The following is a 20,159-nucleotide window of genomic DNA, read 5'->3' on the forward strand; positions in this document are numbered from 1 at the left end:
TTTTGATGCTGATAGCCTCAGCTTATCAAATTTTTTTCACGTAGCTCATTTCCATATACTCCAAGAATAAATTTAATTATGAGAGATGCAAGCTTAATTATTATCAGAAAAATTGCGCTACCAGAAATTTCCATTTCTCCAGTATCAGTAACTGAAATTGGGATTGGAGCAAATGCAAATAGAGCTAAAATAATTAGCACAATACCTAATCCCCAAATTTTTTTACACATGCCCAGATACCTTCAAAGAAAAATGCAGGCCAAGACCAGCCTTGTTTGACCGCTTCATATTGGCCTATTGAATCTTTAAATATCTTATATACTTTCATGAAAACCCCTTTTATGATTAATATTTGAAAAGTAAGAAATTGTATCATAGTGCATAAGTAATCTGAATAATTGTCAAACAACAGGCCGAGACCTTTGCAAAACTCCCCCAAAATCCCCTAAATTCCCATCAAGACATTTAGGGGATTTCCCATGACCACCTTCTTTCAGCAAACCGCACAAGCCATGATTGCCAAACACATCGACCGCTTCCCACTATTGAAGTTGGATCAGGTGATTGATTGGCAACCGATCGAACAATACCTGAATCGTCAAAAAATCCGTTACCTCCGAGACCACCGCGGCCGTCCCGCCTATCCCCTGTTGTCCATGTTCAAAGCCGTCCTGCTCGGACAATGGCACAGCCTCTCCGATCCCGAACTTGAACACAGCCTCATCACCCGCATCGATTTCAACCTGTTTTGCCGTTTTGACGAACTGAGCATCCCCGATTACAGCACCTTATGCCGCTACCGCAACTGGCTGGCGCAAGATGACACCCTGTCCGAACTGCTGGAGCTGATTAACCGACAATTGACCGAAAAAGGCTTAAAAATAGAGAAAGCATCCGCCGCCGTCGTTGACGCCACCATTATTCAGACCGCCGGCAGCAAACAGCGCCAGGCCATAGAAGTCGATGAAGAAGGACAAGTCAGCGGCCTAACCACACCGAGTAAAGACAAAGATGCCCGTTGGACAAAGAAAAACGGCCTCTACAAACTCGGTTACAAACAACATACCCGTACCGATGGGGAAGGCTATATCGAGAAACTGCACATCACCCCCGCCAATACCCATGAGTGCAACCATCTGTCCCCTTTGTTGGAAGGCATTGCCGAAGGTACGACCGTCTATGCCGACAAAGGCTATGACAGTAAGGAAAACCGGCAACATCTGAAAGAGCATCAGTTGTTAGACGGCATTATGCGCAAAGCCCACCGCAACCGTCCGCTGACGGAAGCACAAACCAAACGCAACCGATATTTGTCGAAGACCCGTTATGTGGTCGAACAAAGCTTCGGTACGCTGCACCGTAAATTCCGCTACGCCCGGGCAGCCTATTTTGGTCTGTGTAAAGTGAGTGCGCAAAGCCATCTGAAGGCGATGTGTTTGAACCTGTTGAAAGCGGCTAACAGGCTAAGTGCGCCTGTTGCTGCCTAAAAGGCGGCCCAGATGCCTGATTGATCAGGTATCCAAGGTGAATTACGGGGATATTTGAGTAGAATCAGTGGATATTTGAAACAAAAACAGCCGAAAACTTGTGTTGGTATTTCGGCTGTCGTGGGAAGGGCTTTTTTGCAAAGGTCTCAGGCCGTCTGAAATACTCAGACGGCCTTTTGTTTGCCCAGGCAAATTAAATATCGTATGTGGTTGAAGCGGTATCGCCGCCCTTACCTGTCCAGTTGGTATGGAAGAACTCGCCGCGCGGTTTGTCGGTACGCTCATAAGTGTGCGCACCGAAGTAGTCGCGTTGCGCTTGCAACAGGTTGGCAGGCAAACGCTCAGAAGTGTAGCCGTCAAGGAAGGTAATGGCGGAAGCCATGCAAGGCATCGGAATACCGCACTCAATCGCTTTGGCCACCACTTTACGCCATGCAGGCAGACAGATTTCCAATACGCCTTTGAAATAAGGATCGGAACCCAAGAAGACCAAATCAGGATTGGCTTCGTATGCGTCGCGGATGTTGCCCAAGAACGCGCTGCGGATGATGCAGCCTTCGCGCCACAAGAGGGCAGTATTGCCGTAATTCAATGCCCAATCGTTGTTTTCGCTGGCTTCGCGGATGAGCATGAAACCTTGTGCGTAGGAAATGATTTTAGATGCCAACAGGGCTTGGCGCAGGGCTTCGACCCATGCGGCTTTGTCGCCGTCAACGGGGGTAACGGTTTTACCGAACAAGCGGCCGGTTTGAACGCGTTGGTCTTTGAACGCGGATACGCAGCGAGCGAACACGGCTTCGGAAATGAGCGTCAGCGGGATGCCCAAATCAAGGGCGTTGATGCCGGTCCATTTGCCTGTGCCTTTTTGTCCGGCGGTATCGAGGATTTTTTCGACCAAAGGTTCGCCGTTTTCGTCTTTGTAGCCCAAAATCGCGGCGGTGATTTCAATCAGGTAGGAATCCAGCTCGGTTTGGTTCCATTCGCTGAAAATGCGGTGCATTTCGTCGTAGCTCAGACCCAAGCCGTCTTTCATGAATTGGTAGGCTTCGCAAATCAACTGCATATCGCCGTATTCGATGCCGTTGTGCACCATTTTGACGAAATGGCCCGCGCCGTCGCGACCAACCCAGTCGCAGCAGGGTTCGCCTTGCGGGGTTTTGGCGGCAATGGCTTGGAAGATGGGTTTGACGGCAGGCCATGCGGCTTCGTCGCCGCCGGGCATAATGGACGGGCCGTGACGTGCGCCTTCTTCGCCACCGGAAACGCCCGCGCCGATAAAGCGGATGCCTTTTGCCGCCAGCTCGTGTGTGCGGCGGGTGGAATCAGGATAGTTTGCATTGCCGCCGTCAATAATGATGTCGCCTTCGTCCAAAAGCGGAACGAGTTGTTCGATAAAATCGTCCACGACAGAACCAGCGCGTACCATCATCATGATTTTGCGCGGTTTTTCTAATTTATCAACCAGATCTTTCAGTGAATATGCGCCGATAATATTGGTATTTTTGGCTGCGCCGTTTAAAAAATCATCTACTTTGCTGGTCGTACGGTTGTATGCGACAACTTTAAAGCCGTTGTCGTTCATGTTGAGAATCAGGTTTTGCCCCATTACGGCAAGGCCGATTACGCCAATGTCGCCTTTCATTTCGCGAAACTCCGTTATTGATTAATTTTATCAAGCGTAACTCTAGCTGATTTACACGTTTTTAACAATCCTTAACTTTTTAATTTTTTGAAAAGATGCCTTTACGTTTCAGACGGCCTTTGCCTTCGGGAAAACAAACTATAAATAAGATTTTAAATAATAAATAGAAGATGATATTGAGTGTTGCCACAGCTTGTTGATAACTTTGATTAAAACAATTTTTCAAATACTTAGCTGATATTTTTTGATGAGGATAAAGTATGGTCGGCCTTGTTTGCGTATGTGGATAAAAATTTTCTGCCGCTTCATTCTGTGGATAAATTTTCGCCTGTGCACAATCTTAGCTTGTTTTATACTTCTCCAATCGGAACTGATTGAGTAGGGAAATAGTCAAATGGTTTTTTATTTCTGAATATTTTCATATTTCCTCTTGTTCAAGTTGGGAAAAGACCGTCTGAAAATATGTCAATAAGGGTGTACATATGAAGTTTTCCTTTAGTATTAACCTGTTATCTGTTTTAATTTTGGCCGCTTGTGCGCAACAGCCGATTCAAAAGCCTCAAGTTGCCTTGCCTTCCATATCTATGGATAACCATGCGCCGGAGCAAGGAACAGGGTTGACGGAGCAGAAGTTAATCCGCGCCAAGCATTATATGGCAGCGTCTGCCAATCCGCTGGCAACTGAAGCCGGTTATGAAATTTTGAAGCGCGGCGGCAGTGCGATAGATGCGATGATTGCCATGCAGACAACTTTGGGACTGGTTGAGCCGCAGTCTTCCGGATTAGGCGGCGGTGCGTTTTTGGTGTATTGGGACAATAAGGCGAAAAAGCTGACGACGTTTGATGCCCGTGAAACGGCGCCAAAAGTGGCAACGCCGGAACTTTTCTTGGACGAAAACGGCAAACCGATGGGCTTTATGAAAGCAGTGGTCGGCGGCCGTTCGGTCGGTGTGCCGGGAATTCCGAAGCTGCTCGAAGATGTCCACAAGCGTTACGGCAAATTGCCGTGGGCAAGCCTGTTTGACAAACCGATTGCTTTGGCGGAACAAGGCTTTACCGTTTCACCGCGTATGGCAAAATCCATCGAGCAGAATTTGGAGCCGTTGAAACGTTATCCGCAAACTGCCGCGTATTTCCTGCCCGACGGCAAGCCTTTGGCAGCGGGAACGGTGTTGAAAAACCCTGAATTTGCCCGCTCCGTGCGCCTGTTGGCGGAAAAAGGCAGCGCGCCGTTTTATCAGGGGGCGCAGGCGCAGAATATTGTCCGTGCCGTTACCGGCGCTGTGGATAACCCCGGCAAAATCAGTATGGCGGATTTGAAAAACTACCGCGTTATCGAGCGCGAACCGGTTTGCGCGCCGTATCGTGAATACGAAGTCTGCGGCATGGGCGCGCCAAGTTCGGGCGCGATTGCTTTGGGCGAGATTTTGGGCGTCTTGCAAAATCAGGATATGAAGGCGTTGGGCGCGGAAAATATCCACAGTTGGCGCTGGATAGGCGATGCGTCGCGGATTGCTTTTGCCGACCGAGATCATTACGTCGGTGATCCCGCGTTTGTAAACGTTCCGACCCGTGCCATGATTTCTCAGGCTTATTTGAAACCGCGCGCCGAAGAAATCCGCAAAGCTGACAAGGCATTGGAAAATATTCAGGCAGGCAAGTTTGGTAAGACATACGCGCAGGGGATGGCGGTCGAGTTGCCGTCAACCAGCCATTTGGTGGTTGTGGATAAAGACGGCAACGTCGTGTCGATGACGACTTCGATTGAAAACGCGTTCGGTTCGGGGCTGATGGCAAACGGCTATCTGCTCAACAATGAATTGACCGATTTTGCTTTCAACCCTGTCGGCGCGGACGGTAAAACGGTGGTCAACAGCGTGGCAGGCGGCAAACGGCCGCGTTCTTCAATGGCGCCAACCATTGTAATGAAAGATGGCAAACCTTATTTGGCGGTCGGTTCACCCGGCGGCAGCCGCATCATCGGTTTCGTCGCCAAAACGCTGGTGGCGCATATCGATTGGGGCATGGACATTCAGGCGGCAATTTCACTGCCGAATATGCTCAATCGCGGCAGCCAGTATGAAATCGAGGAAAAAACCGCTGCGGCGGACAAAGCGTCAGCATTGGAAAAACTGGGCTACAAAGTCCAAATCCGCGATTTGAATTCCGGCGTACAAGGCATTGTGATCGGCAAAGACGGTTTGCTCGGCGGTGCCGACCCGCGCCGCGAAGGCAAGGTTATGGGCGATTGATATTGTCGGTTTGACATGAAAAAGGCCGTCTGAACTTGGTTTCAGACGGCCTTTTTAGTTTGGGAAAATATATGGATAAGATGTGTATAAGAATAGAGTTAAATTTTAATATTTTTATTTTTCAATAAGATAAAAAGAATGAATATGTGGATAATTAATTGTGGAAAATGACATGATTTAGGCCGTCTGAACCTTTCAGACGGCCTTCTCATTGGACTGCTTTATCTATTTTTTATCAGGCTGCCGGCAGCTCGTGAAAAGCGGTGGGCAATTCTTCGTCATCGGCAAACTCAACCCATTCGTAAGCCGTTTCATCTGCCAAAACGGCACGCAACAGCGCATTATTGATGGCATGACCTGATTTGTAACCTTCAAATGCGCCAATAATCGGATGGCCGACAATGTACAAATCGCCAATTGCATCCAAGATTTTGTGGCGGACAAATTCATCGGGATAGCGCAAACCTTCCGGATTCAAAACGTCCATGTCGTCAATCACGATGGCGTTGTTCAAATTGCCGCCCAGTCCGAGATTATGGGCGCGCATCATTTCCACTTCGTGCATAAAGCCGAAGGTACGGGCGCGGGCAATTTCATCGATATAGGATTTTCCTGCAAAATCAATCTCAAAAGTGGGCGAGCTGCGGTTGAAAACCGGATGGTCGAATTCGATGGTTAAAGTAACTTTAAAGCCGTCGTAAGGCGTAAAACGCACCCATTTTCCGGTTTCTTTGATTTCAATGGGTTTGAGGATTCTTAAAAAACGTTTTTGGGCTTTTTGATCGACAACGCCCGCATCTTGCAAAAGATAAATAAACGGCAGGCTCGAGCCGTCCATAATCGGAATTTCAGGCGCGTTCAATTCAATCAAGGCATTGTCGATGCCGTAGGCAGACAGAGCCGACATAATGTGTTCAATCGTACCGATGCGCACGCCCTTATCGGTAACAATGGTTGAAGAGAGGCGGGTATCGTTGATCAAATAAGGATTCAATTGGATGACTTCGCCCATTTCCCCGCTCAAATCAGTACGGCGGAACGAAATACCGCTGTTTTCTTCGGCAGGATGCAAAGTCAGAGCGACCCTTTCGCCCGAATGCAGGCCAACGCCGGTAACGCTTACTGATTTGGCTAAAGTCCGTTGCAGCATAATTGCTTCCTTTTAAAAAGTCTGATGGACAAATGATACGTTAAAAAGGAAAAAACAAGCCATCATTTTTAATAGTATTTGCCAATATGGATGTTTTGCAGGGATAAACTTCAAGGTTTGAATTATCCACAAAGGTGTGTGAAATTGAAGTGGGTAATTTGGTTTTTATCCACAGGTAAATAGGGAAACTAAGATTTTATCCTTTTTTATTCCGACATTCAGTTGGGGTTTGCCTCAAAGATAAAAAGTGATTATTGGATTGGTTTTAAAGAAAAATATTCTGTTATCCACAAAGGATTAGGATCATCATCAAAATCATCGTTTTAAAAATTTAAATAATATGATTTGAAGAAAAGACTGAGTTATCAGCACAAAAACGGCAAAATACAGAAAAATAGAACTAAATTTATGAAAATCATAAACTTATAAAAAAACTAAGATAAAAAAATGAAATTTATGAAATAAAATACCAAAAAACAGGATTATTTAGACAAATTCGATATTTTCCTACAAACAAGAATTTCATGTTTTCTTTATTTAAATCAAACAACTTAAAAGTAATTATCTGTAATCCTAGAAAGTAATTTTATTTCAGGATACAATGGCCTTACTGAAAAATTTTTCCCATTCCATCTAATTAGGAGTAGCAAAATGAGTATTAAAGTAGCGATTAATGGTTTTGGCCGTATCGGTCGTCTGGCATTGCGTCAAATTGAAAAAGCCCAAGGTATCGAAGTCGTTGCTGTTAACGACTTGACTCCTGCCGACATGCTGTTGCATCTCTTCAAATACGACAGTACCCAAGGCCGTTTTGAAGGCTCTGCCGAATTGAAAGACAACGCTATTGTTGTTAACGGCAAAGAAATCAAAGTATTTGCCAATCCTAATCCTGAAGAATTGCCTTGGGGCGAGCTGGGTGTGGACGTCGTCCTTGAATGTACCGGTTTCTTTACCAGCAAAACCAAAGCTGAAGCCCATATCCGTGCCGGTGCGCGCAAAGTTGTGATTTCTGCCCCTGGCGGCAATGATGTGAAAACCGTTGTATACGGCGTAAACCAAGATATTTTGGACGGCAGCGAAACTGTTATCTCCGCCGCTTCTTGTACGACTAACTGTCTGGCCCCTATGGCTGCGGTATTGCAAAAAGAGTTCGGTATTGTTGAAGGCCTGATGACCACCATCCACGCTTATACCGGCGACCAAAACACCCTTGACGCGCCACACCGCAAAGGCGACTTCCGCCGCGCCCGTGCCGCTGCTTTGAATATCGTACCGAACAGCACCGGTGCCGCTAAAGCCATCGGCTTGGTTATCCCTGAATTGAACGGCAAACTTGATGGTTCTGCCCAACGCGTTCCTGTTGCTACCGGCTCTTTGACCGAACTGGTTTCTGTTCTCGAACGCCCTGTTACCAAAGAAGAAATCAATGCAGCCATGAAAGCTGCCGCCAACGATGCTTTAGGCTATACTGAAGATCAAATCGTTTCTTCCGACGTTATCGGTATCGAGTACGGCTCACTCTTCGATGCTACTCAAACCCGCGTGATGACTGTTGGCGACAAACAATTGGTGAAAACCGTTGCTTGGTACGACAATGAAATGTCTTACACTTGCCAACTGGTTCGTACCTTGGAATTCTTTGCCAGCAAAATCTAAAAAATAACGGGCTGAATCAATCAGTCTGTGGATAATTAAAAGGCCGTCTGAACATTTCAGACGGCCTTTTGTTTGTAGATAAATTCAATTTGCAATCAAATTATGGATAGTTTAATCACTGTGGCACAATTGTTTTCTATCCTAAACTGCACTTCATAATCTGCAATATTCATTATATAAACCCGTTCGGGAATATCTTGATAGGCAGGACGGGGATCTTGGGCAATGCTTTGCTCAATAAGATATTTTTCTTCTGTGGATAAATGTTCCGCAAGTGTACTTTCTGCCCAGACTACGCTCAATTCTTCAGGTTTGCCGCTGACAAAGCCCGATGATGCGTCTGGTTTGGATTCGACAAACGGGATGTAGGGTTTAATATCCACTACCGGAGTACCGTCCAACAGGTCTGCGCCGCTGCAATAAATGCGGACAGGTTTGCCTGTTTCGATGCGTTCGAGTTTTAGCAGGGATAAACCGAGATGATTGGGGCGGTGTGGGCTGCGCGTGGCAAATACGCCCATTTTTTGTTTGCCTCCGAGCCGTGGCGGACGCACCATTTGTGCCCAACCTTCATCCAATACGCCGTGGAAAATAAAACTTATCCACACATAGTCGAAATCTTCCAAGCCCCGAACGCTGTCTGCGGTAAATTCAGGAGTGAGTTCAATACAAATTTCTGCCGCAGGAACCAAGCCGGGTTGGCGGGCAATGCCGAATTTTTGCTTGTAGGGGGAATGAACGGTTGCAATAGGCGTAATCGAATAGGACATAATTTGTGGATAAATATTCTGTACAAACTGTCATCATATCACAGATGTTTTCCCACATTTTGCAGTCGTAATTTGTTATAATACAAAGCATTTATTCCAAATGTCCAAACATTGACAATAAATGCAAAATTTAAATTATTTAAAATAAAATCAATAGGTTATATTAATCCATGATTGTTTCTATCGATGTAGATGCACAAAAAACGTTTACGCCTTTGTGCCCGAAAGAATTGCCTGTTGCCGAAGGTCATCTGATTGCGGATGAACTCAATGCACAAGCTGCATTGGCGGATTTGCGCGTGATGACGAAAGATGCACATCATGCCGCGGCAAAATGGCTTGTGGATAATCCTGTTGATATGTTGAAACCGACGGGTTTGCCTGATGCGGATTTGACTTGGGTGGCGCATGCGATGGTTGGAACATATGGCTATGAATTGTTGGATGGCCTGCCTTCAGCCAAAGAATACGATTATTGCGTTTGGAAAGGCGTTGATCCTGAGTTACATCCTTACGGCGCATGTTTTCACGATATTGAAGAAAAACTCAGTACAGGTTTGATCGAATGGTTGCGCTGTCAAAATGCAGATACAGTTATTGTCGGCGGCTTGGCAACGGATTATTGTGTGAAGACAACGGTTTTACAGTTGCTTAAAGGCGGGGCTTGGAAAGTCATCGTTAATCAGGCGGCTTGCCGCGGCATTGCTCCGGAAACGGTTGAATCTGCATGGAAGGAAATGCGTTCCGCCGGAGCTATTATTTTAGAAAATGCTAAAGAAATAAAAAAATACATTAATAATCAATAAATTATATTTAAAATTTCATTGTTTCACGTGAAACATCTTTCAAAATATGAAGATTTTACTTGTCCGCTTGTCCAGTATGGGCGATTTAATTCACACGTTGCCCGCAGTTGAAGATTTGGCAAGACAATGTCCTGAGGTAGAACTGCATTGGTTGTGTGAGGCCGGATTTGCGGATATTGCGCGCCTGCATCCTTTTGTCAAAAAGGTTCATGTAATGAAATGGCGACAGTGGCGCAAACATCTTTTTCAGGCTGAAACGTGGCGTGAAATAGGCCGTCTGAAAACGGATTTACAGGCTGAATCTTTTGATTTTGTTTTAGATAGTCAAGGACTGATTAAAAGCGCATGCTTTGCCAAAATGGCTAAATCCCCTATTTACGGTTTGGATAAACACAGTGCGCGTGAAAGTTTGGCTGCCCTTGCGTACAGCAAAACGTTTGCCGTGCCGAAAGGTAAAAATGCGGTTTGGCGAAACCGTGAGTTATTCGCCCAAGTTTTTGGTTATACAATGCCTGAAACGCAGGTATTTGGTTTGTCGGTTCCTGAATCAGGCCGTCTGAAAAATGTGCAATCCCCCTATTACGTTGCTTTGCATGCAACCAGTCGCGACAGTAAATTATGGCCGGTAGAACACTGGCGTGCATTATTGAAAAAGTTGAATGAAGAGCAACAATGCAATGTATATCTGCCGTGGGGAAATGAAACCGAAAAAATGCGCGCCAAACAGATTGCAAGCGATTTACCGTTTGCTTTCGTCTGCGACAAGATGAATTTATTACAGGCTGCATTTTTATTGAAAAACGCAGAGGGTATTATCGGCGTAGATACTGGGTTGCTACATCTTGCCAATGCGTTGGAAAAGCCTGTTGTAGGAATTTATACAGATACAGATCCGGCCAAGACCGGCGTTCAAGTTTCGGCTTATGCAAAAAATTTAGGCGGTATTGCTCAAATTCCCAATGTTGACGAGGTTTATCAAACCTTGATGGATTGTGTTGCTGCATACGGTAAATAATTGCTGGGGAGTTAGATTTATTTTCTGAGTAAATGCTTTAGAAATGATATAATTCCGCTCTATTTGCCAAGATTTATACAAATTTGGTTTTGTCATGTTGGTGAAAACCGAATTGGATTTTATATAAAGAATGTATCAAAAGCAGTATGCTTGATTTGATGGACATTCTTTTTAGGAGAATTGAATGAAAGCACTGGTCGCAGTAAAGCGCGTAGTGGACTATAACGTCAAAGTTCGTGTGAAAGCCGATGGTTCCGATGTGGATATCGGTAATGTCAAAATGTCGATGAACCCGTTTGATGAAATCGCGGTAGAAGAAGCTGTCCGTTTGAAAGAAGCCGGAAAAGTAAGCGAGATTGTTGCTGTTTCTCTTGGCGAGAAAAAATGCGAAGAGACGTTGCGTACTGCTTTGGCGATGGGTGCCGACCGTGCGGTTCATGTTGAGACTGATGCGAAATTGGAGCCTTTGGCCGTTGCAAAATTGCTGAAAGCTGTTGCAGATAAAGAAAATCCGCAAATTTTACTGCTGGGCAAACAGGCAATTGACGATGACGCCAACCAAGTTGCCCAAATGCTGGCTGCGTTGTTGAATGCGGCTCAAGGTACTTTTGCATCAAAAGTGCAAATTGAAGGCGAAGAAGTATTGGTAACCCGTGAAATTGACGGCGGCGAAGAGACTGTTGCGTTGAAGCTGCCTGCGGTCATCAGTGCGGATTTGCGTTTGAACGAACCACGTTTTGTCAAACTTCCTAATATCATGGCGGCAAAGAAAAAGCCTTTGGAAAAATTAAGTCCTGCCGATTTGGCTGTGGATATTTCTCCGCGTTTAAATACCGTGAAATTTGCCGAACCTAAAGCACGTCAAGCCGGTGTGAAAGTGGCTGATGTTGCCGAGTTGGTTGAAAAGCTGAAAAACGAAGCCAAAGTGATCTAAGGAGTATGAAATGAGCGTATTGATTATTGCGGAACATAATAACCAACATTTGAATCCTGCCACTTTGCATGCGGTAACGGCTGCCGCCAAATTAGGGAATGTAGATTTATTGGTCGCCGGTAGTAATGCTGCTGCGGTGGTTGAAGAGGCAAAACAGATTGCAGGCGTAGCGAAAGTTTTGGTAGCCGATGCGCCCTATTATGCTGAAGGTTTGGCAGAAGAATTGGCGCCTTTGGTTGTTAAACTGGCTGCGGATTACCACTATGTGGCTGCGACTGCAACTGCGTTTTGTAAAAATCTTCTGCCCCGAGTAGCAGCCCTATTGGATGTACCACAAGTTTCGGATTTAACCGAAGTTGTGGATAACTCGACATTTGTCCGTCCGATTTATGCCGGTAATGCATTTGAAACCGTTCAATCCAATTCTGAAAAACTGGTGCTGACTTTCCGTGCAACAGCATTTGATGCTGCCAGACAAGGTGGTAATGCAGAAGTGGTCAATGTTGAGGCAACACCTGCTCAAAACCTGAGCCGTTTCGTAAACCGTCAACTTTCTCAGTCTGACCGCCCTGAATTGACTCAGGCAAAAGTGATTGTTTCTGGTGGCCGTGCATTGGGCAGTGCTGAAAAATTTAATGAAGTGTTGACTCCTTTGGCAGATGTTTTGGGTGCGGCGATTGGTGCGTCCCGTGCGGCAGTGGATGCCGAGTATGCGCCAAACGATGCCCAAGTGGGTCAAACCGGTAAAGTGGTTGCGCCGCAACTGTACTTCGCTATCGGTATTTCCGGTGCTATCCAACACGTTGCCGGTATGCAAGACAGTAAAGTAATTGTTGCCATCAACAAAGATGCTGATGCGCCTATTTTCAATGTGGCAGACTACGGCTTGGTTGGTGATTTGTTTGAAGTTGTGCCTCAACTGACTGAAGCACTGAAAAACTAATGTTTCACGTGAAACGTTCAGACGGCCTTTTACAACAAAGGCCGTCTGAAAATATTTCGGCATGATCACGACCTATAAAACCATTACCAAACCGACACAGGCTGAATTTAAAGATAAAGGCAGCCGCTTCATCGCATATGCCTATCCGATCCGCACGTTGGCTGATGTGAAGAAATATCTCGACCCATTAAAGGAAGAGCACCACAAAGCACGACATTGGTGTTACGCCTACCGATTGGGTGTGGATGGAATGCAGTTTCGCGCAAATGATGATGGAGAACCGTCCGGGAGTGCTGGCCGCCCTATTTTGGGGCAGATTGATTCTGTCGGTGTAACGGATGTATTGGTTGTGGTTGTGCGTTATTTTGGCGGTACGCTATTGGGCGTTCCCGGTTTGATTCATGCCTATAAGGAATCAACGGCTCAGGCACTGGCGATAGCTGAAGTTGTTGAAAAGAATGTTGAAAAAACGGTTTGGTTGAAATGTGAATATCCTGTTTTGAATGAGGTGATACGGGTTGCCAAACAATATCAGGCCGATATTGTGGAACAGGATTTGCAGCTAGATTGTAAGTTGACAGTAAAAATAGCGTTGGCCGATTATGAAGTCTGTATTGCCGCCTGGAAAAATACGCGCCAAATTGAAGTAAATACTGAGAAGCCGTTTGAATAAAAGGTCGTCTGAACATATTTGATCAATCAAAAGTTTCAGACGGCCTTTGATGTTTTAGCCTTGGTATCTGTCTAAAGCATTTACGCTTGAGCGCAAGTGTTCCCAAGCCAGTTGATGAAATTCTCCCAGTGCGTTCCATAGGGCATCTTCGCTCATAATGCTATATTCGCCCTGTGTGCGCAAATCAACATCTGCACCTTCTTCAATGGCTTGATGACACGCTTGGTATTCGTTGGTATAGAATTCATCCATGTCCTGCATGAGGCTTGCAGCATGTTTCCAGCGGGCGATATCTGCCTCCAGTTGTGGCAGTAATTCGCACCATTCGCGGTATTTGCTTTGAATTTCGTCAATACGCTTTTGCATGATTTTCCTTTCGTTGTTTGAAATTAGAGTATGGTTGTCTTGGCGCAATATTATTCTTAATTTGAAACAGCTATGCAAGATGGAACAATATTTCATCGATTGAATCTTATTTACAACATCTATTCTTCAAGGAAATGGTATGAAATTGCTCGTTATTGGTAATGGTGGACGTGAACACGCACTGGCTTGGAAATTGGCGCAGTCGTCTAAAGTAGAAACTGTCTTTGTTGCACCTGGTAATGCCGGAACGGCAATTGAACCTAAACTTCAGAATATCGCATTAACGGCGCATCAAGATTTGATTGATTTTTGCCGTAATGAAAATATTGCTTTTACTGTAGTCGGCCCTGAAGCGCCTTTGGCTGCAGGTGTGGTCAATGACTTCCGTGCTGCCGGATTGAAGATTTTTGGCCCGACTCAATACGCGGCCCAGTTGGAGAGCTCAAAGGATTTTGCTAAAGCGTTTATGGCAAAATATAACATTCCAACCGCGCAATACCAAACCTTTGAAAATGTCGATGCGGCACATGATTACGTCAACCGAAAAGGTGCGCCGATTGTTATTAAAGCGGATGGTTTGGCTGCCGGTAAGGGCGTGATTGTCGCCATGACTTTGGATGAAGCCCATGCCGCTATTGATGATATGTTGTTGGGCAACAAAATGGGTAATGCAGGCGCGCGCGTCGTGATTGAAGATTTCTTGCAAGGCGAGGAAGCAAGCTTTATCGTTATGGTGGACGGCAATCATGTGTTGCCGATGGCAACCAGTCAAGACCATAAACGCCTGTTGGATGATGACAAAGGTCCTAATACCGGCGGTATGGGTGCATACAGCCCTGCTCCGGTGGTAACGCCTGATGTGTACGAGCGCGCGATGAATGAAATTATTTTGCCGACTGTGGCCGGTATGAAAGCAGAAGGTCATGAATTTACCGGCTTTTTATATGCGGGATTGATGATTGATAAAAACGGTGCGCCTTATACCATCGAATTTAACTGCCGTTTCGGCGACCCTGAAACCCAGCCGATTATGAGCCGTTTGGATAGCGATTTGGTGGATTTGGTTGAAGCGGCAATCGACGGCAAACTGGATAGTGTTACCGCCGAATGGAATCCGCAGACTGCCGTAGGCGTGGTGTTGGCCGCACAAAACTATCCTGACTCTCCGAAAAAAGGCGATGTGATCTCCGGTTTGGATAAGGCCAATCAAATCGGTAAAGTTTTCCATGCCGGTACCGCAACGAATGAAAAAGGCGAAGTGGTAACCAACGGCGGCCGTGTGTTGTGTGTCGTCGGTTTGGGTGATGATGTTGCACAAGCTAAGAGTAAGGCTTATAAGGCATTGGAAACCATCCGTTTTGACGGTATGCAATACCGTAAAGACATTGCCGATAAAGCCATCAACCGTTAATAATGAATAGAAATAGGCCGTCTGAACACAGATTGTCCGACAATCGCAGTTTCAGACGGCCTTGGTATATGATGATGTTCCCCAGAATTTTATCGGCTGCAGCCCAACGCAGGTTGCAGGCGCATCTTAAAAAAGGCGGTTTGGTCGCCTATCCTACCGAGTCTTGCTATGGCTTGGGCTGTGTCCCTATTTTGCCTAAAGCACTCAATCAACTGATTCATCTGAAAAAACGACCGCAACACAAAGGTATGATTGTCATTGGCCATAGCTTGGAACAGTTGCAACCTTTGCTGCAAAGGCCGTCTGAAAATATCCAAACCATGCTGCATGAAGCATGGCCGGCTCCGAAAACTTTTTTATTGCCGGCCGGCAAAAAAGTATTGCCTTCGTTGCGAGGAAAAGGACGCAGTAAATTGGCTGTTAGGGTTCCGGCACACGTAGGCGCAAGGCGTTTGTGTCAGGTTTTGGAAATGCCTTTAGTCTCTACTTCATGCAATCGTGCAGGCAAACGGGCGTGCAAAACGGAAAGGGAAGTCAGAAGACAGTTTGGCAGGAAAGTATGGGTTGTAGGCGGATTGATAGGTAAGCAGAAAACGCCTAGTCAGATTATTGACGGAGAAACAGGAGCAAGGCTGCGTTAAAGAAGGGTTGTATTATCAAAGGAAAGGTATTTATTTGGAGAAGCAAATTTTTTCCAAAAGATTGGAATACCTGTGTGAAAAGCATTTAGTGCAGATCCAGTTTGATGCATAGCAGTCTAGAGGATAAATCAGTATTTTGTGAAAGAATGAAGCAAATTTTGAGCGTAAAAGAATCGCTATAATAAATTATTCTTGAATAAACAAATTTTGTGGATAAATTTGAAGATAAATTTCCATAAAAACATAAAAAGGCCGTTTGAAACTTGATATTCAAAGCATTCAGACAGCCTTTTAAATATTTAAACTGTGGATAACTTTGTGAATAAATGTGGATTACAGCTTATGTCCGCACACTGTTTCGTATTGTTTTTCAGTAATCGTGCCGCTCATGACGCTCATTGGGCGGATGCTGGTCGGCGTATAGCTTTGGTTGGAAATCACCCGGCCGTGTTCATCCATCAGTTGCAGCGCTGCCAAGCGATAGGTTTTGTTTGAGCAATGAATTTCCCAGCTGCCGATGGCCGTTTTATAGGCAGGCGTGTTGACGAAACGTTCCTCTTTCAGTTTGGAAACGGTTTTTTTATCGCGGAAAGTAACCAGTGCGCCATTTCTTTTAATGCTGCTTTTATCAATGGCCACTTTGATATTGCCTTCAGAGATGGTGCCGATGTTGGTCCAGCTGCCACCGCCGCTCGATGTGGTGGTTGTTTCACAGGCACTCAACATCAAAGCCGTAAATACGGTTGCAGCTAGGGAAAAACGTTTGATATTCATAAAACCTCATTATTTACAGAAAGTCAGCCGATATTATCCGTGAAGATGGCATATATCGTAAATCGAATTTGCAAAGTTGAACCTCTGAAAAGAATTTTATGAAAAATACGCTGAAAAGGCCGTCCGAAACCTGCTTTTCAGACGGCCTTGAAGTGTAAAATCATGTATAATTGCAAACAATTTGGTTTTCATCCCATAGGAAGATCCGACATGATTAACCCTATCGCTGCACTTTCCCCATTAGATGGCCGCTACGCCAAATCCGTTGAAGCATTGCGTCCGATTTTCTCCGAATACGGCCTGATGCGTGCGCGTGTCAAAGTTGAATTAAACTGGCTCAAAGCCCTTGCCGCCGAGCCTAAGATTGCAGAAGTTCCTGCTTTCAGCGATTTTACGCTTGCCGAAATCGACAAGGTAATCGAAAACTTCTCACTTGAAGATGCCGCCGCCGTCAAAGCCATTGAGGCGACCACCAATCACGACGTCAAAGCCATCGAATATTGGCTTAAAGAACGCTTCTCCGGCGTGCCTGAAGTGGCTGCTGCCAGCGAGTTCATCCACTTTGCCTGCACCAGCGAAGACATCAACAACCTGTCCCACGCTTTGATGCTGCAAGAAGCGCGTGAGACTGTTTTGCTGCCGAAACTGGCCGAAATCATCGAAAAACTGACCGGCATGGCGCATGAGTTGGCTGCCGTCCCTATGATGAGCCGCACGCATGGCCAGCCTGCTACACCAAGCACATTGGGTAAAGAAATCGCCAATGTCGTGTACCGCCTGCAACGCCAGTTTAAAAACCTGCAAGCGCAAGAGTTCCTCGGCAAAATTAATGGCGCAGTCGGCAACTACAATGCCCATATGGTCGCTTATCCCGATGTGGATTGGGAAACCCATTGCCGCAACTTTGTCGAAATCAGCCTCGGCCTGACCTTCAACCCTTACACCATTCAAATCGAGCCACACGACTATATGGCAGAATTCTTCCAAGCCATCAGTCGTGTCAACACGATTCTGATCGACTTCAACCGCGATGTTTGGGGCTATATTTCTTTGGGTTACTTCAAACAAAAAGTCAAAGCAGGCGAAGTCGGTTCTTCCACCATGCCGCACAAAGTCAATCCGATCGACTTTGAAAACTCCGAAGGCAACCTCGGTATGGCCAATGCCGTATTGGGCTTTTTGTCTGAAAAACTGCCGATTTCCCGTTGGCAGCGCGACCTGACCGACAGCACCGTATTGCGTAATATGGGCGTAGGCGTGGGCTATACCGTATTGGGCTTTGCCGCCCATCTGCGTGGTCTGAACAAGCTTGAGCCGAATCCTGCCGCACTTGCTGCTGATTTGGACGCTACTTGGGAGCTATTGGCCGAGCCGATTCAAACCGTAATGCGTCGTTACGGCGTAGCCAATCCTTACGAGAAGCTGAAAGACCTGACACGCGGTAAAGACGGCATTACGCCTGAAGTATTGAAACTCTTTATCGAGTCGTTGGAAATTCCGACAGGAGCCAAAGCCAAATTGCTTGAGCTGACCCCTGCGTTGTATGTGGGTAAAGCCGAAGAGCTGGCAAAACGAATTTAAAAGGCTTTTGTAGGGCATACTTTCTTAGTTATTGAGATTTTTTGATAAATAAGAAACCAACCCTCTACATCCGATAAATCAAAAAGGCCGTCTGAATTCTTTTTCAGACGGCCTTTTTCGATTCAATCCGTTATTTCACTTTGTCTTTCAATGCGCCGTAGCCGGCTGCGTCCATTTCTTCCAAAGGAATGAATTTCAAACTTGCGCCATTGATGCAATAGCGCAGGCCGCCTTTGTCTTTCGGACCGTCGGCGAAGACGTGTCCCAAGTGTGAGTCAGCGGCGTGGCTGCGCACTTCGGTGCGGCGCATGTTGTAGCTGAAATCGTCGTGTTCGGTAACAGCGGCGGCGTTAATCGGGCGGGTGAAGCTCGGCCAGCCGCAGCCGGAATCAAATTTGTCGGCGGAAGAAAACAGGGGTTCGCCGCTGACGACGTCTACATAAATGCCGGGTTTGAACAAGTGGTCGTATTCATGACTGAAGGCGTATTCGGTCGCGCTGTTTTGGGTAACTTGATATTGCTCTTCGGTCAGAAAGCGTTTGAGTTCGGCAGCGCTGGGTTTTTTATACGTTGCCGCGTCGAAGCCTTTGCCTTTCGGGGTGGCTTTGGCTTTATTCGGCAGCGGTTCGTCGGCTTTGCGGATGTCGATGTGGCAATAGCCGTTGGGGTTTTTAATAAGATAGTCCTGATGGTATTCCTCGGCGTCGTAGAAGTTTTGCAGCGGCTCGTTTTCGACGACGAGGGGCTGTTGGTATTTTTGCTGCTCGCGCTTGAGGGCGGCGGCGATGACGGCTTTTTCGGCAGGGTCGGTGTAGTACACGCCGCTGCGGTATTGCGTGCCGGTGTCGTTGCCTTGTTTGTTGAGGCTGGTCGGGTCAACGACGCGGAAATAGTATTGCAGGATGTCGTCGAGGCTGAGTTTGTCGGCATCGTAGGTGACTTTGACGGTCTCGGCATGGCCTGTATCGCGGTAGGAAACGTCTTCGTAGCTTGGGTTTTCCGTTTTGCCGTTGGCGTAGCCGGATACGGCGTCCACCACGCCGTCTATGCGTTGGAAATAGGCTTCCAAGCCCCAGAAGCAGCCGCCGGCGAGGTAGATGGTGCGCGTATTCATGATTGCTGAATCCTTTTTCTGTGTGTCGGGTTTGTAGAACGAATTTTTCAGACGGCCTAAATCGGCATTCGGATCGCGGATTAATGCCAATGCCTGCGCTTCGTTGATGCTGCCTTTGACGATGCGCTGCACGTCGCCGTCTTTACCGATTAACGCCCAAGAAGGGTAAACGCTGATATTCAGGCTTTGGGCGATGGTGCCGCCGTTGTCTGTCACGACGGGTAGCTTGGGATAGTTCAAACCGGCGTACCATTTCTGGAAGTCGCCGTCTTTTTTCTCGTGCAGAAAGCCGGGGGAGGCGACGGTAATCAGGTTGGCGGAGCTGAACCGCTTATCCTGCGCCCATTTTTCGGTTTGTCCCAATTCGGACAAACACAAAGGACACCAACTTGCCCAAAATTTAATCAAGGTGGGTTTGTCTTTTTTCAGGAAAACACTGGCAGGGCGGTTGTCAGGAGTTTTCAACGAGGACAATGCTTGCGGTACGGTTGCGGCTTCGGTATCCATCATTTTGGATGAGCAGGCGCCCAGCGCAAGCAGGCAGCCGAACTTGGCGCAAAGGGAAAAGAAGATACGGGGTTTCATCTCTATGTTTCCTGTATGGAGGGTTTGTCTCATTAGACGTTGGAAATGCCAAAACCTGACAACCTTGATTTTCAGACGACCTTGCCACGTAAAATACGCTACAATACTCCCTATTTCAAGTTTCTAAAATTAAAAGGAAAATTTAATGTTCAGCTTCTTCCGTCGCAAGAAAAAACAGGAAACTCCGGCTCCTGAGGAGGCTCAAGTTCAGGAAACCGCAGCAAAAGTAGAATCTGAAGTTGTTCAAGTAGTTGAAAATATTAAAGAAGATGCCGAATCTTTAGCGGAAAGCGTCAAAGGGCATATTGAATCAGTTGTCGAATCGGCTGTTGAAACTGTCAGTGAAACCGTCGAGCAGG

Annotated in this window: 18 protein-coding genes and 1 pseudogene; 12 read left to right on the forward strand and 7 right to left on the reverse strand. The window is 46.4% G+C overall.

What is annotated here, in order from left to right; all coding sequences use genetic code 11:
* Window positions 1-17: 17 nt before the first annotated feature.
* A complete protein-coding gene (locus ACTHUG_RS00255; protein ID WP_440418713.1) occupies window positions 18-230 on the reverse strand; it encodes a hypothetical protein in 213 nt (70 codons plus the stop codon).
* A 249-nt stretch (window positions 231-479) separates the two neighbouring features.
* Here ACTHUG_RS00255 and ACTHUG_RS00260 point away from each other — a divergent pair, with 249 nt between their 5' ends.
* A complete protein-coding gene (locus ACTHUG_RS00260; protein WP_440385861.1) occupies window positions 480-1,487 on the forward strand; it encodes an IS5 family transposase in 1,008 nt (335 codons plus the stop codon).
* Window positions 1,488-1,680: 193 nt separating this feature from the next.
* On the opposite strand, the gene gnd is transcribed toward ACTHUG_RS00260, so the two are convergent.
* A complete protein-coding gene (gene gnd / locus ACTHUG_RS00265) occupies window positions 1,681-3,129 on the reverse strand; it encodes a decarboxylating NADP(+)-dependent phosphogluconate dehydrogenase (RefSeq protein WP_440385862.1) in 1,449 nt (482 codons plus the stop codon).
* A gap of 482 nt (window positions 3,130-3,611) precedes the next feature.
* On the opposite strand from gnd, the gene ggt reads away from it, so the two are divergent.
* The gene (gene ggt, locus ACTHUG_RS00270; RefSeq protein ID WP_440385863.1) at window positions 3,612-5,381 is read left to right on the forward strand and encodes a gamma-glutamyltransferase; all 1,770 of its coding nucleotides are present in this window, start codon (window positions 3,612-3,614) and stop codon (window positions 5,379-5,381) included.
* A gap of 235 nt (window positions 5,382-5,616) precedes the next feature.
* Here ggt and lpxC read toward each other — a convergent pair whose 3' ends face one another.
* A complete protein-coding gene (lpxC, locus tag ACTHUG_RS00275; protein ID WP_440385864.1) occupies window positions 5,617-6,531 on the reverse strand; it encodes a UDP-3-O-acyl-N-acetylglucosamine deacetylase in 915 nt (304 codons plus the stop codon).
* A 651-nt stretch (window positions 6,532-7,182) separates the two neighbouring features.
* On the opposite strand from lpxC, the gene gap reads away from it, so the two are divergent.
* Window positions 7,183-8,187, forward strand: coding sequence for a type I glyceraldehyde-3-phosphate dehydrogenase (gene gap, locus ACTHUG_RS00280; protein WP_440385865.1), 1,005 nt, complete (start codon window positions 7,183-7,185; stop codon window positions 8,185-8,187).
* Between the two features lie 95 nt (window positions 8,188-8,282).
* Here the strand turns inward: gap and tsaA are convergent, their stop codons facing one another.
* A complete protein-coding gene (gene tsaA, locus ACTHUG_RS00285) occupies window positions 8,283-8,957 on the reverse strand; it encodes a tRNA (N6-threonylcarbamoyladenosine(37)-N6)-methyltransferase TrmO (RefSeq protein ID WP_440385866.1) in 675 nt (224 codons plus the stop codon).
* Between the two features lie 170 nt (window positions 8,958-9,127).
* Here tsaA and ACTHUG_RS00290 point away from each other — a divergent pair, with 170 nt between their 5' ends.
* The 5 genes from ACTHUG_RS00290 (at window position 9,128) to ACTHUG_RS00310 (ending at window position 13,328) form a co-directional block, all read left to right on the forward strand.
* On the forward strand, window positions 9,128-9,763 hold the full coding sequence (locus tag ACTHUG_RS00290) for a nicotinamidase (RefSeq protein WP_440385867.1): 636 nt from the start codon (window positions 9,128-9,130) through the stop codon (window positions 9,761-9,763).
* A 46-nt stretch (window positions 9,764-9,809) separates the two neighbouring features.
* Window positions 9,810-10,778 (forward strand): lipopolysaccharide heptosyltransferase I, encoded by a 969-nt coding sequence (waaC, locus tag ACTHUG_RS00295; RefSeq protein ID WP_440385868.1) that lies wholly within the window; start codon window positions 9,810-9,812, stop codon window positions 10,776-10,778.
* 184 nt (window positions 10,779-10,962) lie between these two features.
* A complete protein-coding gene (locus tag ACTHUG_RS00300; protein ID WP_107792290.1) occupies window positions 10,963-11,712 on the forward strand; it encodes an electron transfer flavoprotein subunit beta/FixA family protein in 750 nt (249 codons plus the stop codon).
* 10 nt (window positions 11,713-11,722) lie between these two features.
* Complete coding sequence (locus tag ACTHUG_RS00305; protein WP_440385869.1) at window positions 11,723-12,655, forward strand: electron transfer flavoprotein subunit alpha/FixB family protein; 933 nt, start codon at window positions 11,723-11,725, stop codon at window positions 12,653-12,655.
* Between the two features lie 61 nt (window positions 12,656-12,716).
* A complete protein-coding gene (locus ACTHUG_RS00310; RefSeq protein ID WP_440385870.1) occupies window positions 12,717-13,328 on the forward strand; it encodes an IMPACT family protein in 612 nt (203 codons plus the stop codon).
* A gap of 54 nt (window positions 13,329-13,382) precedes the next feature.
* Here the strand turns inward: ACTHUG_RS00310 and ACTHUG_RS00315 are convergent, their stop codons facing one another.
* Entirely contained in the window at window positions 13,383-13,694 is a 312-nt protein-coding gene (locus ACTHUG_RS00315) for a DUF4298 domain-containing protein (RefSeq protein WP_049349195.1), read from the reverse strand.
* 139 nt (window positions 13,695-13,833) lie between these two features.
* Between ACTHUG_RS00315 and purD the strand changes: the two genes are divergently transcribed.
* Both purD and ACTHUG_RS00325 read left to right on the forward strand, forming a co-directional pair.
* On the forward strand, window positions 13,834-15,105 hold the full coding sequence (gene purD, locus ACTHUG_RS00320) for a phosphoribosylamine--glycine ligase (RefSeq protein ID WP_440385871.1): 1,272 nt from the start codon (window positions 13,834-13,836) through the stop codon (window positions 15,103-15,105).
* 71 nt (window positions 15,106-15,176) lie between these two features.
* Window positions 15,177-15,746: an L-threonylcarbamoyladenylate synthase gene (locus tag ACTHUG_RS00325; protein ID WP_440386147.1), complete on the forward strand. Its 570-nt coding sequence runs from the start codon at window positions 15,177-15,179 to the stop codon at window positions 15,744-15,746.
* Between the two features lie 333 nt (window positions 15,747-16,079).
* Here the strand turns inward: ACTHUG_RS00325 and ACTHUG_RS00330 are convergent, their stop codons facing one another.
* Window positions 16,080-16,520 carry a surface-adhesin E family protein gene (locus ACTHUG_RS00330; RefSeq protein WP_070837264.1) on the reverse strand — a complete coding sequence of 147 codons (441 nt, stop codon included), beginning with the start codon at window positions 16,518-16,520 and terminating at the stop codon, window positions 16,080-16,082.
* Between the two features lie 210 nt (window positions 16,521-16,730).
* Between ACTHUG_RS00330 and purB the strand changes: the two genes are divergently transcribed.
* The gene (gene purB, locus ACTHUG_RS00335) at window positions 16,731-18,101 is read left to right on the forward strand and encodes an adenylosuccinate lyase (protein ID WP_440385872.1); all 1,371 of its coding nucleotides are present in this window, start codon (window positions 16,731-16,733) and stop codon (window positions 18,099-18,101) included.
* 130 nt (window positions 18,102-18,231) lie between these two features.
* Here the strand turns inward: purB and msrAB are convergent, their stop codons facing one another.
* The gene (msrAB, locus tag ACTHUG_RS00340; protein WP_440385873.1) at window positions 18,232-19,800 is read right to left on the reverse strand and encodes a bifunctional peptide-methionine (S)-S-oxide reductase MsrA/peptide-methionine (R)-S-oxide reductase MsrB; all 1,569 of its coding nucleotides are present in this window, start codon (window positions 19,798-19,800) and stop codon (window positions 18,232-18,234) included.
* A gap of 145 nt (window positions 19,801-19,945) precedes the next feature.
* On the opposite strand from msrAB, the pseudogene ACTHUG_RS00345 reads away from it, so the two are divergent.
* Window positions 19,946-20,113 (forward strand): annotated as a pseudogene (locus tag ACTHUG_RS00345) (signal recognition particle-docking protein FtsY); the annotation flags it as partial.
* Between the last annotated feature and the right edge of the window lie 46 nt (window positions 20,114-20,159).

It is taken from the genome of Neisseria sp. P0022.S009 (assembly GCF_051956675.1).
Classification (GTDB): domain Bacteria; phylum Pseudomonadota; class Gammaproteobacteria; order Burkholderiales; family Neisseriaceae; genus Neisseria.